The 16,509-nt window shown below is 33.8% G+C and carries 16 protein-coding genes; all 16 read left to right on the forward strand.

Annotated elements, in window-relative coordinates:
- Nucleotides 1-55: 55 nt before the first annotated feature.
- The 16 genes from ABC346_RS13270 to ABC346_RS13345 all read left to right on the forward strand — a co-directional run bounded on the left by ABC346_RS13270 (nt 56) and on the right by ABC346_RS13345 (nt 16,493).
- On the forward strand, nt 56-790 hold the full coding sequence (locus ABC346_RS13270) for a pseudouridine synthase (RefSeq protein WP_413235292.1): 735 nt from the start codon (nt 56-58) through the stop codon (nt 788-790).
- Between the two features lie 62 nt (nt 791-852).
- Nucleotides 853-1,425: a thiol-disulfide oxidoreductase ResA gene (gene resA / locus ABC346_RS13275; protein WP_413235293.1), complete on the forward strand. Its 573-nt coding sequence runs from the start codon at nt 853-855 to the stop codon at nt 1,423-1,425.
- Nucleotides 1,426-1,457: 32 nt separating this feature from the next.
- Nucleotides 1,458-3,098, forward strand: a complete 1,641-nt coding sequence (gene resB, locus ABC346_RS13280) for a cytochrome c biogenesis protein ResB (protein WP_413235294.1) — start codon at nt 1,458-1,460, stop codon at nt 3,096-3,098.
- 42 nt (nt 3,099-3,140) lie between these two features.
- On the forward strand, nt 3,141-4,331 hold the full coding sequence (gene ccsB / locus ABC346_RS13285) for a c-type cytochrome biogenesis protein CcsB (protein WP_413235295.1): 1,191 nt from the start codon (nt 3,141-3,143) through the stop codon (nt 4,329-4,331).
- A gap of 197 nt (nt 4,332-4,528) precedes the next feature.
- Nucleotides 4,529-5,245, forward strand: a complete 717-nt coding sequence (locus ABC346_RS13290) for a response regulator transcription factor (RefSeq protein WP_413235296.1) — start codon at nt 4,529-4,531, stop codon at nt 5,243-5,245.
- A complete protein-coding gene (locus tag ABC346_RS13295; RefSeq protein WP_413235297.1) occupies nt 5,245-6,999 on the forward strand; it encodes an ATP-binding protein in 1,755 nt (584 codons plus the stop codon). The genes ABC346_RS13290 and ABC346_RS13295 overlap by 1 nt, the downstream gene beginning before the upstream one ends.
- Nucleotides 7,000-7,098: 99 nt before the next feature.
- On the forward strand, nt 7,099-7,533 hold the full coding sequence (locus ABC346_RS13300) for a DUF4430 domain-containing protein (protein ID WP_413235298.1): 435 nt from the start codon (nt 7,099-7,101) through the stop codon (nt 7,531-7,533).
- Between the two features lie 3 nt (nt 7,534-7,536).
- Nucleotides 7,537-8,046, forward strand: coding sequence for an ECF transporter S component (locus ABC346_RS13305; protein WP_413235299.1), 510 nt, complete (start codon nt 7,537-7,539; stop codon nt 8,044-8,046).
- A gap of 306 nt (nt 8,047-8,352) precedes the next feature.
- On the forward strand, nt 8,353-9,426 hold the full coding sequence (locus ABC346_RS13310; protein WP_413235300.1) for a YpbB family protein: 1,074 nt from the start codon (nt 8,353-8,355) through the stop codon (nt 9,424-9,426).
- The gene (locus tag ABC346_RS13315) at nt 9,407-10,960 is read left to right on the forward strand and encodes a RecQ family ATP-dependent DNA helicase (RefSeq protein ID WP_413235301.1); all 1,554 of its coding nucleotides are present in this window, start codon (nt 9,407-9,409) and stop codon (nt 10,958-10,960) included. Before ABC346_RS13310 ends, ABC346_RS13315 begins: the two co-directional genes overlap by 20 nt.
- A complete protein-coding gene (locus ABC346_RS13320; protein ID WP_413235302.1) occupies nt 10,947-11,513 on the forward strand; it encodes a CPBP family intramembrane glutamic endopeptidase in 567 nt (188 codons plus the stop codon). Before ABC346_RS13315 ends, ABC346_RS13320 begins: the two co-directional genes overlap by 14 nt.
- Before the next feature lie 10 nt (nt 11,514-11,523).
- Nucleotides 11,524-11,829: a hypothetical protein gene (locus tag ABC346_RS13325; protein WP_413235303.1), complete on the forward strand. Its 306-nt coding sequence runs from the start codon at nt 11,524-11,526 to the stop codon at nt 11,827-11,829.
- A gap of 126 nt (nt 11,830-11,955) precedes the next feature.
- The gene (locus ABC346_RS13330) at nt 11,956-12,534 is read left to right on the forward strand and encodes a genetic competence negative regulator (protein ID WP_413235304.1); all 579 of its coding nucleotides are present in this window, start codon (nt 11,956-11,958) and stop codon (nt 12,532-12,534) included.
- Between the two features lie 187 nt (nt 12,535-12,721).
- Nucleotides 12,722-14,002, forward strand: coding sequence for a Glu/Leu/Phe/Val family dehydrogenase (locus ABC346_RS13335; protein ID WP_413235305.1), 1,281 nt, complete (start codon nt 12,722-12,724; stop codon nt 14,000-14,002).
- A gap of 291 nt (nt 14,003-14,293) precedes the next feature.
- Nucleotides 14,294-15,286, forward strand: a complete 993-nt coding sequence (locus ABC346_RS13340; protein WP_413235306.1) for a YpdA family putative bacillithiol disulfide reductase — start codon at nt 14,294-14,296, stop codon at nt 15,284-15,286.
- A gap of 235 nt (nt 15,287-15,521) precedes the next feature.
- Nucleotides 15,522-16,493 (forward strand): asparaginase, encoded by a 972-nt coding sequence (locus tag ABC346_RS13345; RefSeq protein WP_413235307.1) that lies wholly within the window; start codon nt 15,522-15,524, stop codon nt 16,491-16,493.
- The last annotated feature ends 16 nt before the right edge of the window (nt 16,494-16,509 follow it).

Genomic DNA, 16,509 nt, shown 5'->3' on the forward strand with positions numbered 1-16,509 from the left:
TAATATAATATTAACGCTATTATTATGGTTAAATACAAAAAGAATGGTGATTAGAATGACGAACAATGGTGAAAGACTTCAAAAAGTAATCGCACAGAGTGGGGTTACATCACGAAGAAAAGCTGAACAAATGATTCTTGAGGGCAAAGTTAAATTGAATGGAGAAATTGTTCAAGAAATGGGAGTTAAAGTTACAGCGAATGATGAAATTGTTGTAGACGGTGTCCCACTTGAAAAAGAAACTCCAGTTTATTTTCTTTTATACAAGCCAAGAGGCGTAATTTCCAGCGTGAAAGATGATAAAGGCAGGAAAGTAGTTACCGATTATTTTAAAACCGTAGAACAACGAATCTTTCCGATTGGAAGATTGGATTATGATACTTCTGGAGTTTTACTATTAACAAACGATGGGGAATTTGCTAACCTACTCATGCATCCTCGACATGAAATGGACAAGGTATATATTGCAAAGGTAAGAGGTATACCGAATAAAAAGGAATTAGCTTTATTACACAAAGGAATACGTTCAGATAAAGATGTACTAAAAGCAGTTCAAGTAAATTTACTATCTACGGACCAACAGAAGAAGACTTCAATTATAGAATTAACATTACATGAAGGGAAAAACCGTCAAGTACGTCGAATGCTGGAAGAACTGGGCTACCCAGTCATGAAGTTAAAACGTGAACGGTACGACTTTATTGGTTTAGAAGGCTTAAACGCAGGCGAATATCGAGCGTTAACTCCTAAAGAAGTCAATCAATTACGTGCACATGCTCAAAAATTGTAAGATAATGGTCAAATTTACAAATAGTTATAAGTGATATAATGACCTGGGAAGGGAGTGTTACATTGGATATTCAACAAAATAAGACTAATAAACAGAAGAAAAAAAGAAATCGCTTCATTTTTAGGTCATCCATATTACTTATTCTAGTAGCCGCAGTAGTGTTCGCTATTGTTTCTAATATGAAAGATGATAATAAAATATATCGTGTTGGTGATGCAGCTCCCGATTTTCAACTAAACCAGATTAGTGATGAAGTTGAACAAACAACGGTCCAGTTAAGTGACTTAGAGGGAAAAGGTGTAATGTTGAACTTCTGGGCAACATGGTGCGACCCATGTAAAGCAGAAATGCCTTATATGCAGGATTTATATCCGGAATATAAAGAAAAAGGTGTTGAAATTATTGCAGTAAGCCTAGATGGAACAGAGTTAGTTGTAGATCAATTTATTGAAGAATATGACTTAACTTTTCCGGTTCCTCATGATAAAAATGGAGAGGTAAAGGATCTATATAAAATTGGCCCTATGCCTACTACCTATTTTATTAATCCTGATGGGGAGATAGAAGAAATTGTCCAAGGGGCACTAACCTTAGATAGGTTAGAAGGATATTTAAATGATATTACTCCGCAATAGAATTAAGATTGGCCTTGGGATGGAGGGATAGTATGAATAAGATAAAATGTGAGTGTGGCCATGTTAATCCCGAAGGAACAGTATTATGTGAATCTTGTGGAAAGCCCGTTGAAGGGAACCAACATATTGATGGGAATCAAGACTCCAAACTGTTAAATATGAGATATGATGGATCAGCTCGTCGTTCACAAACATATAAAAAGTCAATTGTAGATAAAATCTGGAGTTTCTTTTCATCTGTAAAAGTAGGCGTTTGGTTAATTGTTATCGCTTTAGTTGCATCTATTTTTGGAACTATTTTTCCACAAGAAGAATTTATTCCACAAAATGCAGTATCTCGTGATCCAGCAATCTTTTATGAAGATCGTTATGGCATTTTAGGTTTAATCTATTATCAGCTCGGTTTCCATAATTTATATAGCTCATGGTGGTATATGGTACTTATTGCACTAATTGGTATTTCGTTAGTGATTTGTAGTTTGGATCGTTTTGTACCATTATTTCGAGCGTTACGAAATCAAAGTGCTAAAAAGCATGTTAAGTTTTTATCAAGACAACGTTTATATAGTGAAACAGATCAGATAAGTAAAGAAGAAATTGATCAATTAGCGTCGAACTTAAAAAAATCCAAGTACAAACTTACTTATGATGATGGCCATATTCTAGCTGAAAAGGGAAGATTCTCTCGCTGGGGTCCGTATGTCAATCATATCGGGTTAATTATTATACTTTTAGCAGCATTGTTGCGGACTACTCCTATTATGTTTTCAGAAGAGTACATGTGGATTAGAGAAGGCGAACAGATGGTAATTCCAGGAACAGAAGGGCAGTATTACATAAAGAATGAACAATTTGTAATGGAAACTCATGATCCTGAAGATGAAAGATTTCAGGAAGCAATTTTAAAAGAAGGGGAAATACCAAGTAATTTTCAAACAGATGTAATCATTTATGAAGCAAAGAATGCAGATATTCCTGGTGCTGAACCAGAATTAGAGGAACAATCAAGGCAATCGATTCAAATGAATCAACCAGCAAAATTTGATGGTTATACTCTTTATCAATCTGGTTATCAAGTAAATGAATTTGATTCATTTACATTTAAGATTCATGAAACAGACGATGAAAATGAAACAGCTTTATCTACATTTTCAATAGACTTATCAGAACCGCAATCTACCTACGAACTAGATAATGGATTTAGAGTTGAGCTAACTAACTATTTTCCTGATTATGTGATGACAGAGGAGGGAAATCCCGCCTCACAAACAAATCATCCGAGAAATCCTGCGTTCGTGATGACCTTATTCCCACCAGAGTCTGAAACGGGAGAAGTAAGCTTTTTAGGAATAGGTAAAAATATCGACGCTACTGGTGAGAATGATTTTAAGATTAGCATGGAAGATTTTGAATTAAGAGATGCAAGTGGATTAACGTTGAATGCTGACCGGACGTTACCTTTCTTTATTGTAGGTGCTGCTATCTTTATGATTGGAGTCATTCAAGGTATGTATTGGCAACACCGTCGTGTTTGGATTCACCCGACAGATAATGGCGTATTCTTAGCTGGGCATACCAATAAAAATTGGTTTGGTATTAAGAAGGATATTGAAAAATCACTAGAAGGTACTTCGATTAACATGGTTAATGATCAACAAGAACTGGATGAGTAGTTGCTTTTTTATGCAACTACTCCAGTATTAGGAGGATAATCAATGGATTTATTAAGTATTAGTAATGGAGCGTTATTTATAGCCTTTATTTTATACTTGATCGCGACGTTCTTTTTTGGTGGTGCCATCCGTCAAAATAAGAAAGAACGCCATCAAAAATCGCTTTCAGGAACAATTGGCCTAGTTATTACTATTGCGGGTTTTGTTTCACAACTTGTTTTTTTCTTTACCCGATGGGCGGTAACAGGACATGCACCTGTAAGTAACCTATTTGAGTTTACAACATTTTTAGGTATGTCCATGATACTAGCATTTATCATAATCTATATTTATTACAAAACTGCATTTCTTGGATTATTTGCGTTACCAATTACAATGATAATTATTGCTTATGCTAGTATGTTCTCAACAGAAGTATCTCCTCTAGTTCCATCGTTACAAAGTCACTGGTTAAGTATACATGTAACGACTGTAGCACTTGGACAAGGAATTCTATTTATCAGTTTTGTGGCCGGACTAATGTATTTAATCCGTCAAATTGATCAATCAAAAGTTTCCTTACGCAATATTTCATTAGAAGTAGTTTTATATTGTCTATTTTTGTTTATTGGTTTTATCGTTATCACTTCTGCATTTAATATGGCATCCTATCAAGCTTCTTTTGAATATACAGAAAATGGTGCAACAACGACGACAGAATATCATCTTCCGGCAATTGCAGGACCAAATAATGGTGAGTTGTTAACGGAAAATGCAATGTCACCTATAATTGAAGCTCCTAAATGGATGCAAGGTGCTGATGCTGGGAGAAAATTCAATACAGTTATTTGGTCATTTATTACAGGATCAGCCATATACCTATTAACATTGTTATTTACAAGAAACCGAATTGGAGCAAAACTACAACCAGTATTAAAAGGTGTAAAACCAGATATGCTTGATGAGATCATGTATCGTTCTGTAGCAATTGGATTTCCAGTTTTTACACTTGGTGGGCTAATCTTTGCTGCAATCTGGGCACAAATTGCCTGGGGAAGATTCTGGGGATGGGATCCAAAAGAAGTTTGGGCACTCATTACGTGGTTCTTCTATGCAGCTTTCCTACATTTAAGATTATCAAGAGGCTGGCATGGTGAAAGGTCTGCTTGGCTTGCAGTAGTAGGATTTGCAATCATCATGTTTAACTTAATTGTTGTCAATCTAGTATTAGCAGGTCTACATTCTTATGCTTAAATGACAGAATAAGTTAACAAATAGTATCCGAACTATACATCGCATAGAATGTTTTATGCTTTTGATAGTTCGGATTTTCGTATAAATATATTTTTTCATCATGTAATTATGTGAAATTATTAAGAACGCTGGATTTCTTAACTTTTACTATGTATTCGTTTATAATTTATATAGAATTGACCTGAGGAGGACCGATGATGGATATAACACATAAAATACTAGTAGTTGACGATGAAGATAGAATTCGTCGATTAATAAAAATGTACTTAGAAAAAGAAGATTTTGAAGTAGATGAAGCAGCTGACGGAAATATTGCTTTAGAAAAAGCGCTAGCTAATGATTATGATGTAATTATATTAGATATTATGATGCCCGAAAAAGACGGTATCGAAGTATGTAAAGAATTACGTAAAGAAAAAGATACTCCTGTGATTATGTTAACTGCTAAAGGGGAAGAATCGAATCGTGTACAAGGATTTGAGGTTGGGGCTGATGATTATATTGTAAAGCCATTTAGCCCAAGAGAAGCTGTACTACGGGTAAAAGCCCTACTTCGAAGAGTATCAGCGAAAACCTATCAAGAAGTAGATACATCATCTAAAAATATGCTTGTATTTCCACATCTAACAATCGATCATGATGCACATCGAGTTACAGCTGATAACCAAGAAGTAAGTTTAACACCGAAAGAATATGAACTATTATGCTTTTTAGCGAATGCTCCAGATAAAGTATTTAATAGAGAACAGTTATTAAAAGAAGTTTGGCAATATGAGTTTTTTGGTGATTTACGAACTGTCGATACACATGTAAAACGACTACGAGAGAAATTAAATACTGTTTCTAAAGAAGCTGCCAAAATGATTGTAACGGTTTGGGGTGTAGGATACAAATTTGAGGTAGAAGATAGCTAATGTTTTGGAAAAGTGTTGTAGGTAAACTGTCTTTAACTATTCTATTATTAGTATCATTTGTTCTATGTATACTCACCTTTTTTTTAATGCAATTCTTTGATAACTACCATATTCAAGAAGCTGAAGACGAAATGAAACAAATGGCGACAAAAATATCTTCCTTGGTGGAAACAGATCATGACCAGCCTTTTATTGAAGAAGTTACTGAGATGTTGAAAGATCCTTCTAGCCGGATTGCTATTATGTATTCCGAAGAAGATAATTGGATATCAGGTAGTAATGATGAGAGCCTTCATGAGTTTGACGTTGAATGGATAGAAGAGCAAGATGAAATTTCAACTGTAATCGTGGAAAAGAAACAAATTAGTAATCAATTATATACTGCTAATGATACAGAAGTAATTCTTGTAGGAGCACCAATAGATGACGGTGGAGCAGTATTTGTTTTTAAATCACTTGATATGATTAACCAGACAAAAGATCAAACAACAAAACTTATTTTGTTGAGTGCTGGGATTGCCATACTTTTAACTACGTTCTTTGCTGTCTTTTTATCCACGCGTATTTCATCACCGTTGATCAAGATGAAAGAAGCTGCTCATAATTTGACACGTGGGGAATTTAACACAAAAGTTCCTGTACTTACACGTGATGAAATTGGTGAACTAGCAATTGAATTTAATCGTATGGGCCATCAATTGAATTATCATATTAATGCGTTACGACAGGAGAAAGAACAACTTTCCAGTATTGTTAGTTCTATGGCAGATGGTGTATTTACATTAAATCGTGAAGGGGAAGTTCTTGTCATTAATCCACCAGCAAAGAAATATATGGATGAATGGTTTTATGAAAATCCTGAAGAAACGAAAAAACAGAACCATCTTCCGACAGAAGTCGAGGAAGCACTATTAGAAGTGATTTCAAAAGAACATGCCGTTCTAAAAGAGTCTGCAGTACAAGGTCGTAGTTATGTCATGCTCGTTACGCCTCTATATGATGATGCCCATGTTCGTGGTTGTGTTGCGGTGGTCCGGGATATGACGGAAGAAAGAAGATTAGATAAGTTAAGAAAAGACTTTATTGCAAATGTCTCTCATGAACTTCGCACTCCTATTTCTATGTTACAAGGATATAGTGAGGCAATCGTTGATGATGTTGCTAGTTCAAAAGAAGAGAAAAATGAGTTAGCACAAATTATATATGAAGAATCCCTAAGGATGGGAAGGTTAGTAAATGAATTGCTCGATTTAGCCCGAATGGAGGCAGGTCAGATTCAGTTACGTTTGGATTCTGTAGCAATTCAACCATTTATTGAAAGAATCGTTCACAAATTTCAAGGGATTTCTCGTGATGAACTAGTCGAATTAGAACTTAAAACTGATATCGACCTTCAAGTTGGAGAAATGGATCCTGACCGAATCGAACAAGTATTAACGAATCTAATCGATAATGCAATACGACATACCTCTCACAATGGTTTTGTAAAGGTATTTGCTACAAGTAATCAATATAAATTATATGTAGAAGTGGAAGATAGTGGTAGTGGAATTCCAGAAGAAGATTTACCATTTATATTTGAACGATTTTATAAAGCAGACAAATCCCGAGTTAAAAAAGAAAAGCAAGGGACCGGTTTAGGTTTAGCTATTGCCAAAAATATTATTGACGCTCATCATGGAACAATATATGTGAAAAGTAAACTAGATGTTGGAACAACATTTAGTTTTGAAATTCCAATAAAGCAAAAATAATATTGACAAATCATGGTAATGAATACAGAAAATATTTGGCATGAAAAAATCAATACATTTTAATTCATGGTTTGGCGTGTGCAATGATGTTAAAAGGAGATGGGTTTATTGAAAAAATGGTTTTCATATGTAGGAGTCTTGCTATTATCGATTGGATTACTTTTAGGTTGTTCAAATAGTACATCCGAGGAAAATAATAGTAATACAAGAGTTAGCACAAACGAAACTTCTCAAGAATTGGCTGATGATGAAGTTCGTATAACAATATCCATTGATCATGGAAGTGAACACGTAAATGAGAAGACAATTTCAATTGAAGAAGGAGATATTCTATTAGAAGTATTAGAAGAAAACTTTTTTATAGAAGCAGATGACAGTGGATTTATTACATCCATTGAACGTGTAGAATCTAGTGACGAAGAACAGACTGCATGGATGTACACGGTGAATGGTGAAATGGCTACGGTAGGTGCTGGTGATTATGAGTTATCACCAGGAGATGAAGTCGTTTTTGATTTACAGTCTTGGGAATAGGCTATGAACACGTATAGACTGACACTACTTGCAATTCTAAGCGCACTAGCAGTCGGTGGCAGATATGCATTTCAATTTCTTCCTAATGTTCAACCAGTCACAGCTATCATCATCGTTTGTGGAATTCTATTAGGTCCATTGTCTGCTATTATCGTTGGAATACTAACTACTTTTTTGTCCAATATGTTATTAGGTATGGGTATATGGACAATATGGCAAATGATTTCCTGGTGCATGATAGGTTTAATAAGTGGTTTAATAGGTAAATATGTAGCGAAAACTCCACTATGGTTTATTGTAACAATTGGTATCTTTGCTGGTTATTTATATGGATTTGTTATCTCATTAACAACCTATCAAGTAACTGGTCATTTTATTCCTTATTATGTAGCTGGACTACCATTTGATACAGCTCATGCAGTAGGAAATGGAGTATTTCTTTTATTGCTGTATCCAGCAATAAAGCGACTAATAAAGAATTATAGTAACAAACTCTTTTCAGAGAAAACATAAAGGGGAATCTAATATTCAGTGATGATTTACGTCTTCTTCTACTGAAACGAAACAAACATGACTACCCTTCGGAATAGATGTCGGATAATTACGGTCAATAATCCCCTATAGATGATCACATCTATAGGGGATTATTATGGTCGATGATATAATTATAAATAGAAATAAAGAAATGTTTATTTGATAACAAATGACAATTGTTATATCAATTTTCAAATCGACGATCAATCGGTATAATTATATATGTCTATAGGTGAGCGAATGAGCTCCACTGATGACAGTCTTCCTATAAAGAAGGAGGTTATTATGTTTCTTGAACGTATTATTCTACTATGTTTCGAGAGAATTCAAGTTGAACGTTCTGCTTCAAGTATCTATCATTTGTTAACGGCTAAAAAATCAATTCAAACTGTACAAGATGCTTATTTGTATAGGATTGATTCGTTTTATGGTGTCTTACCATCGTTATCAAAAGAAACATATAGTAAGAAGATTGTTTATTTAGAACATCATCGTTATTTAATACAAACCAAAGAAAGCTATTATGAAATAACACCAAAAGGTAAAGAATTTGTAAAGATGCAAATCGATCAATTACAAAGTTTTTACGGAATAAAATATCATCAACTAGTACAGCCATTTATGGATCGATTACTACTGTTAATTCAAACTATATCAAATACATATCAACAGAACTTTAATTTTATACCTACCACGGATAAGTGGATTGCTGAAAATTTTGTAAAGCGAAAGTTTCAATTGTATAAAGGTAACTTACACAAGATTCAAACTCAATTATATCAAGAGCTACATCAACAGCTTATGTTACTTAGCGATAAAGAAGCATCAATTTTTGTAGATCGACTATCTGGTTACAAATACTACGGAGCTAGTATAGAACAATTATCCCAGAAACATAAACTTGGACATGAGGACATTGAATTGTTACTTTCTAAAGTAATCATGCATTTTTTGCACATTATACATACAAAACTAGATGAGTATCCGATAATGCGGGCAATAATTGAAGATTTACAAGATAAACATACTCCATTAAGTAGCAGTGCAACTAAAACTTATACATTATTAAAAAAAGGACATCGAATAAACGATATCGTTCGTATAAGAAACTTAAAAATTAATACGATCCAAGACCATATTGTAGAAATAGCAATCCAGGATCATCAATTTCCTATTTATAATTTTGTTAACAAAGAGACTGTAGAAACCATCTTTAAAGCAATGGGAAAATCAAATACCTATCGTCTGCGAGAAATTAAACAATCCGTAGATCATAACATTAGCTACTTTGAGATTCGACTGACTTTAGCTTTAATAGGTAAGGATAGGGGGGATAGCAATGATAAATTCCAAAGTTAACTTAGTGGAAGCTCTAAAGTATTATTTCCAATACGATACTTTTCGCCAAGGACAAGAAGAGATTATAACGGACGTGATGAATGGTAATGATGTTCTCGGTGTACTACCAACAGGTTCCGGTAAGTCAATCTGTTACCAGCTTCCAGCAATATTACAAAATGGATTAACAATCGTTGTATCCCCGTTAATATCATTAATGATAGACCAAGTTAAGGAATTAAAGGCAAAGGGAATAAAAGACGTAATCGCTTTAAACAGTTTCCTTTCTAGAGATGAAAGGTACCATGTGCTTAATAATTTAGGAAATTATCGTCTTATCTATGTGTCTCCCGAATGGCTGCAAAATACCACATTTGTTCAACAACTGAAGCAGATTAATGTAACATTATTTGTAATTGATGAGGCTCACTGTATTTCACAATGGGGGCATGAGTTTCGTCCGGACTACTTAAAACTTAAGGATATTATTGCTAAATTGGGTAATCCCACTTTATTAGCATTAAGTGCGACTGCTACTCCAGATGTTCAAGATGATATTATTAATAGTTTAAATCGATCTCACATCACGAAGCATATCTTTCCAATGGATAGAGATAATATCGCTTTTTGTGTGGAAAAAATTGATAATATTGATGAAAAGAAAGAACGAATACGGGAATTAATCCAACAATATCATGTACCAACTCTAATTTATTTTACTAGTAGGTACTTAGCGGAGGAAACTTCTAGATGGTTATCTTCCACCATACAAAACAGAAATATCGCATATTACCATGGTGGGATGGAGGCTACCGACCGAATACATATACAACAACAATTCATGAATAACCAGTTAGATGTAATTTGTTGCACAAGTGCATTTGGTATGGGAATCAATAAATCTGATATCAGGCTCGTTGTACATTATCATTTACCTTCACAAATAGAGTCTTATATTCAGGAAGTTGGAAGAGCAGGAAGAGATGGAAAAGAAAGTGTGGCAGTGATTTTATATACTAGTGGTGATTGGGTATTGCCTAAACAAATAATTCAACAAGAACTACCAACGAAAGAAGATGTATACCGAATTGTAGATTGGTTGCAGGAATTTTCAAAACAAGGAGTTCACACCATTAATGATGAGGAAGTCATTTCTTATCTACAAATTAGTGAGCTTCAATGGAGATTCATACGGTCGCAGTTAGAAAAACATGATATGATAGTGGAAAATCAATTAATTACAGAAGAGACTAATATAGATATTATTAAAAAAGAAATAAGTGCCTATATAGAAAAACGAGTTACCTATAAAGAAAAGAAACTCGCGGAGATGATCCATTGGGTAAACAGTGATCAATGTTACCGCCAAAAACTGTACATGCCTTTTCAAGACAGCTATCGTCCAAGCAAAGGGCAATGTTGTAGTAATTGTTATTTTCAGTGGAGTGAGTGGCAACCAAAATCAACTAATAATAAATCACCTGAGTTTTTATCCTGGCAGAGCAAATTACAATCTATTTTTCATATGGCCGAGGTAGAATATGAAACAAGATGAAATTATAAAGCAATTATCCGATAAAGAATTAAAGTATCAATTAGTTTTTTCACAGCTTTTATTGTTAGCTATTAGTCTTGTTTTAAGTCTTATTTTATTTCCTTCATGGAAAGAGTGGTTGAACTATATTGATCTTAACATTAATGAAATCTTATTAATTGGCTGTGGTTCAGCTCTGATCGTGATTGTATTTGATGTTGTTCTGATGAGTGTTTTTCCAAAAGAATCTTTTGATGATGGTGGAATTAATAAACGAATTTTTGAAAATCAATCTATCTTGTTTATTATTGGTTTTACATTGTTAGTTGCAATATGTGAAGAGTTATTATTTCGAGGGACAATTCAAATCACTTTTGGTTATGTTTTTGCAAGCCTATTGTTTGCTTTGGTACATATCCGTTATTTAAAAAAACCCGTGTTATTTGTATCGGTAGTTTTAGTAAGTTTTTTTATTGGTTGGATATTTGAACGAACGGAAAATTTACTTATTACAATTACCACTCATTTTGTCATTGATGTAGTATTAGGTTTCATTATCCGTTTCAAGAAATGAGGTGCTTAGCATGTCGAATATTACTGAAGAGACAAAGAAAGATCAGGCAGAAGATTTAAGAAAAGCGGTAGAAGAACTTAACGATAGTTCAAATGAAGAATTTAACAGTGATTCTATACAAACATCCAAGCATAAAGAGCTGGAAATGGATATATTAAACTTACCACCAAGAAAAGACGTTCATTATAATTCTAAGCGTATGCGTTTCAAATTAAATTTTTCTTTGTTTCGCCTTATAATGATAATCATTATATTATCCGTACTGGTTTCAGGTGTGTTATGGATAGTTGATTCTAATATATTTTTTATTGAATAACTGAAACAAGTTTGAACTGTTCATCACTCGGATAAAATGCATATAGTATATAAAGTGCTTCTAAACATCACTATATTTGTAAAGTGGAATGTAGAATGAGCACTTCGATAAGAGGGAGGATGCAGGATGCGAATAGAACGTCTTTCAACAGATCAATTTAAGATTTTTTTAACGTTCGATGATCTTATTGAACGTGGTTTTACAAGAGAAGATTTATGGCATGATGCATCAAATGTTCGAAGCTTATTCAGTGATATGATGTATGAGGCAAGTAGTGAGCTTGGTATTGAATTAGAAGGAATGTTATTAGTTCAAGTTCATTTAATGCAAGCTCAAGGAATGCACATATTTGTAACACAACAATTTGAAGATAATAATGAGGATGAAGATTATATCGAGATGAAGGTTACATTGGATGAGAGTAAAGAGTTAATTTTCTCTTTTGTGGACTTTGAAGATATAATTTCTGTTACATCTTATTTAGATCCTATGGGTCTGGAAAACATTCGTCTGTATCATATGGATGATAGATATTATATGATCTTAGATAATGTTGAATTATCAAGTGTCGATAAAGAAGATATAATTGGTGTCATGTCTGAATACGCTAACCCTAGTATTGTCACTTCTCATAGAATTGAGGAATATGGAAAACTAATTATGGAAGAGGATACTGTGCAACAAATCAAGCGTTTCTTTTACTAACATTAAATTTTAGTTTTATTGTTAACACATTTTCAAAATAAACGATATTATTTTGAATAATTCCATTATAAGAACATCTGTTAAAAGGTGTCAGATTTGGTTTATGTTATTGCATATTCTGTTTGAAGGTGTATACTAATTTTTGAGTGGGCAAAACAAGGATATATATATTGTAGGAGGTTAATTCATGGTAGCCGATAAAGCAGCAGATTCTTCAAATGTGAATCAAGAAAATATGGACGTTTTAAATACAACACAAACTATTATTAAAAGTGCATTGGATAAACTTGGTTACCCCGATGAAGTATTTGAACTATTAAAAGAACCGATGCGAATTCTAACTGTCCGTATACCGGTAAGAATGGATGACGGAAATGTAAAAGTATTTACAGGTTATCGTGCTCAGCATAATGATGCAGTTGGCCCAACCAAAGGTGGCATACGTTTTCACCCTGATGTTACAGAAACTGAAGTAAAGGCGCTTTCTATCTGGATGAGTTTAAAATCGGGGATTGTTGATCTTCCTTATGGTGGAGCTAAAGGGGGAATTATTTGCGATCCTCGTGAAATGTCTTTCCGTGAATTAGAAGCATTAAGTCGTGGATATGTTCGCGCGGTTAGTCAAATTGTAGGACCGACAAAAGATATCCCAGCACCTGATGTATTTACGAATTCACAAATCATGGCGTGGATGATGGATGAGTATAGTAAAATTGATGAATTTAACAGTCCTGGTTTTATTACTGGTAAACCGATTGTTCTTGGTGGGTCACATGGAAGAGAATCTGCTACAGCAAAAGGTGTAACAATAGTTTTAAATGAAGCAGCTAAAAAGAAAGGGATAGATATTAAAGGCGCTCGTGTTGTTATTCAAGGTTTTGGAAATGCTGGAAGCTTTTTAGCTAAGTTTTTACATGATGCAGGTGCGAAAGTTGTCGCAATATCTGATGCCTATGGTGCCTTGCACGATCCGGAAGGTTTAGATATTGATTATTTATTGGATCGTCGAGACAGTTTTGGTACGATAACGAAATTATTTAATAATACTATTTCCAATGATGCACTATTTGAATTAGACTGTGATATTATTGTACCAGCTGCTGTGGAAAATCAAATTACCCGTGAAAATGCACATAATATTAAAGCGTCGATTGTTGTAGAAGCTGCTAACGGCCCAACAACAATGGAAGCAACCAAAATACTAACTGAACGTGATATATTACTTGTACCGGATGTTTTAGCTTCTGCAGGTGGAGTTACAGTATCCTACTTTGAGTGGGTTCAAAACAATCAAGGATTCTATTGGTCAGAAGAAGAAATTGATAAAAAATTACACGAAATAATGATAAAATCATTTAACAACATTTATAACATGTCTAGAACACGGAGAATTGATATGAGATTAGCTGCCTACATGGTTGGTGTAAGAAAGATGGCAGAAGCATCTCGTTTCCGTGGATGGGTCTAAATGTGTTGTTTAAAAATAGATCAATAAGTATGAGTGACGCTGACATAACAAATAGGCTTAATTCAAAAAGTTGAACAATACGTGCACTAAATCTTTGGAAATATACGTATAATCAATCTGCGGAAGAAAGCATAGGCGAATAATCTCTAGTAGATATACATGAGGTGATTCGCCAGCATCCCAGTTGATAAGCGAAGTATATTTGTAAAAAGTGCTTCATTTGTTTCTTTTGAATAAAACTCTTTTGTTTTTAGCGTCATTTTTAAACTGGCAAGGAAAGAAGGGCAATTCATGCAACAGGAGGAAGTAATTATTATTGGTGCAGGTCCATGTGGTATGGCTACTGCTCTTGAATTACAAAAAGAAGGTATAGAACCATTATTATTAGAAAAAGGAAACGTTGCTCAGACCATAAGTAATTATCCTACACATCAGACATTTTTTAGTTCAAGTGACAGACTTGAGATTGGCGATGTTCCCTTTATTACAGAAAATAAAAAACCAGTTAGAAATCAAGCGATGGTTTATTATAGAGAGGTTGCCCAAAGAAAAAAGTTGCGTATACGTCCATATGAGAACGTAATTGAACTCATAAAAAACAAAAATGGTAAAGGTTTTATGATAACTACATCAAATATACATGGAGAACAAAATGTATATCATGCGTCCTATGTCATATTAGCGACTGGTTATTATGATCAACCAAATTATTTGGATGTTCCAGGAGAATCAAAACCAAAAGTTACGCATTATTTTAAAGAAGCGCACCCATACTTTGGTCAAAATGTTGTTGTTATAGGTGGGAAAAATTCCTCGGTAGATGCTACGATTGAGTTACACAAAGCTGGAGCTCATGTAACTGTCTTATATCGAGGAAATCATTATTCTAAAAGTATTAAACCGTGGATTCTACCTGAATTTGAGTCTTTGATTCGCAATGGAAAAGTAAATATGGTATTTGAGGCTACAGTTAAAGAAATTAGTGACCACACATTAACGTACGAAGTCCATGGTAATACGTCTACAATTGATAATGATTTTGTATTTGCAATGACTGGGTATCAACCTAATTATTCCCTTTTAAGACAAGCGGGAGTGGAAATAAATAAGGAAACAGGAAAGCCACAATTTGATGATGAAACCTTGGAGACAAATATAGAAGATGTATATATTGCTGGAGTAATTGCAGCAGGTTACGACAATAATAAGGTATTTATAGAAAATGGTCGCTTTCATGGAATACCGATTACAAAGTCGATCTTACGTAAAAAAAAGAACATATAAGAAACATATCCACGAAGTTCGTTGCTTTGTGGATTTTCTATTTTTAATTGAGTATGTAAAGTATCCACCAGTAATTAAAATCGACATAGCAAGATTCAGATTCGCTTATAACATATTTAATGTTGAAATTGATTTAAATATGGGATTGGTCTCAAAAGGTAATACATACTTGAAAGATTTCCTTTGTCAAAGGATAATATAGAAAGAAATAATTACATACAAAGAAGGGTTAACAATGACTAAAAGAATCTTATTATTGGCTACTGGCGGTACCATAGCAAGTGAAAAAAAACCAGACAGTGATAAATTAGAATCAGGTGTATTGACAGGAGAAGAATTACTAGAACAATGTGATATTCCTAACGGGATTAAGGTAGTTGTTCATTCTATATTTCAAAAAGCAAGCATACACTTAACATTTCAAGATTTGTTAGTATTAAAATCGAAATTGGATGAACTTTTGTTAAGTAATACCTTTGATGGAATAGTCATTACTCAAGGAACTGACACATTAGAAGAATCATCGTACTTTATGAATTTGATCACAGATTATCATATTCCAATTGTTTTTACGGGTTCACAACGGTCTCCACTTGAAGTTGGTACTGATTCATATATCAATATAAAAAATGCAGTCCTAACCGCTTGTAGTGAAGAATTAAATGAAGTTGGAGTTACAGTAGTATTTAATGAACGAATTTTCCATTCACGTTATGTTCGTAAAGAACACGCTTCAAATATTCAAGGATTTAATGCGTTTGGATATGGTTATTTAGGAATTATCGATAATAATCAAGTACGCGTATTCCAAAAGCCTACTTACAAAGATTATTATCAGCTACAAAAAGCTTTACCTGAAGTAGATATTATCAAAGTGTATATGAATGCTGACGGTAAATATATTAAAGCAGCACGCGAGAATCAAGTTGATGGAATTGTAATTGAAGGTGTTGGGAGAGGACAAGTATCCCCATCGATGATGGATGAAATTAAACATTGTATTGAAGAAGGGATTGCTGTAGTTATTACAACGACAGCTGTAGAAGGAGAAGTTTATCCAACCTATGATTATGCTGGAAGTACGTATGATTTATTACAGAATGGTGTTATTTTAGGAAAAGATTATGATAGTAAAAAAGCGCGAATCAAGCTTATGGTCGGACTTGCTAGTGAACAACCTTTACAGACCCTTTTTCATCCATTCTAAATTTGAATGCTTTTTT

Origin of the sequence: Oceanobacillus phoenicis, from assembly GCF_047238145.1 — a bacterium.
Classification (GTDB): domain Bacteria; phylum Bacillota; class Bacilli; order Bacillales; family Amphibacillaceae; genus Oceanobacillus.

What these genes read in the sequence shown, in the direction of transcription:
- ABC346_RS13270 (WP_413235292.1), top strand. Translation starts at nt 56, where the DNA reads ATGACGAACAATGGTGAAAGACTTCAAAAAGTAATCGCACAGAGTGGG.
- resB (WP_413235294.1), top strand. Translation starts at nt 1,458, where the DNA reads ATGAATAAGATAAAATGTGAGTGTGGCCATGTTAATCCCGAAGGAACA.
- ccsB (WP_413235295.1), top strand. Translation starts at nt 3,141, where the DNA reads ATGGATTTATTAAGTATTAGTAATGGAGCGTTATTTATAGCCTTTATT.
- ABC346_RS13290 (WP_413235296.1), top strand. Translation starts at nt 4,529, where the DNA reads ATGGATATAACACATAAAATACTAGTAGTTGACGATGAAGATAGAATT.
- ABC346_RS13295 (WP_413235297.1), top strand. Translation starts at nt 5,245, where the DNA reads ATGTTTTGGAAAAGTGTTGTAGGTAAACTGTCTTTAACTATTCTATTA.
- ABC346_RS13300 (WP_413235298.1), top strand. Translation starts at nt 7,099, where the DNA reads ATGGGTTTATTGAAAAAATGGTTTTCATATGTAGGAGTCTTGCTATTA.
- ABC346_RS13305 (WP_413235299.1), top strand. Translation starts at nt 7,537, where the DNA reads ATGAACACGTATAGACTGACACTACTTGCAATTCTAAGCGCACTAGCA.
- ABC346_RS13310 (WP_413235300.1), top strand. Translation starts at nt 8,353, where the DNA reads ATGTTTCTTGAACGTATTATTCTACTATGTTTCGAGAGAATTCAAGTT.
- ABC346_RS13315 (WP_413235301.1), top strand. Translation starts at nt 9,407, where the DNA reads ATGATAAATTCCAAAGTTAACTTAGTGGAAGCTCTAAAGTATTATTTC.
- ABC346_RS13320 (WP_413235302.1), top strand. Translation starts at nt 10,947, where the DNA reads ATGAAACAAGATGAAATTATAAAGCAATTATCCGATAAAGAATTAAAG.
- ABC346_RS13325 (WP_413235303.1), top strand. Translation starts at nt 11,524, where the DNA reads ATGTCGAATATTACTGAAGAGACAAAGAAAGATCAGGCAGAAGATTTA.
- ABC346_RS13330 (WP_413235304.1), top strand. Translation starts at nt 11,956, where the DNA reads ATGCGAATAGAACGTCTTTCAACAGATCAATTTAAGATTTTTTTAACG.
- ABC346_RS13335 (WP_413235305.1), top strand. Translation starts at nt 12,722, where the DNA reads ATGGTAGCCGATAAAGCAGCAGATTCTTCAAATGTGAATCAAGAAAAT.
- ABC346_RS13340 (WP_413235306.1), top strand. Translation starts at nt 14,294, where the DNA reads ATGCAACAGGAGGAAGTAATTATTATTGGTGCAGGTCCATGTGGTATG.
- ABC346_RS13345 (WP_413235307.1), top strand. Translation starts at nt 15,522, where the DNA reads ATGACTAAAAGAATCTTATTATTGGCTACTGGCGGTACCATAGCAAGT.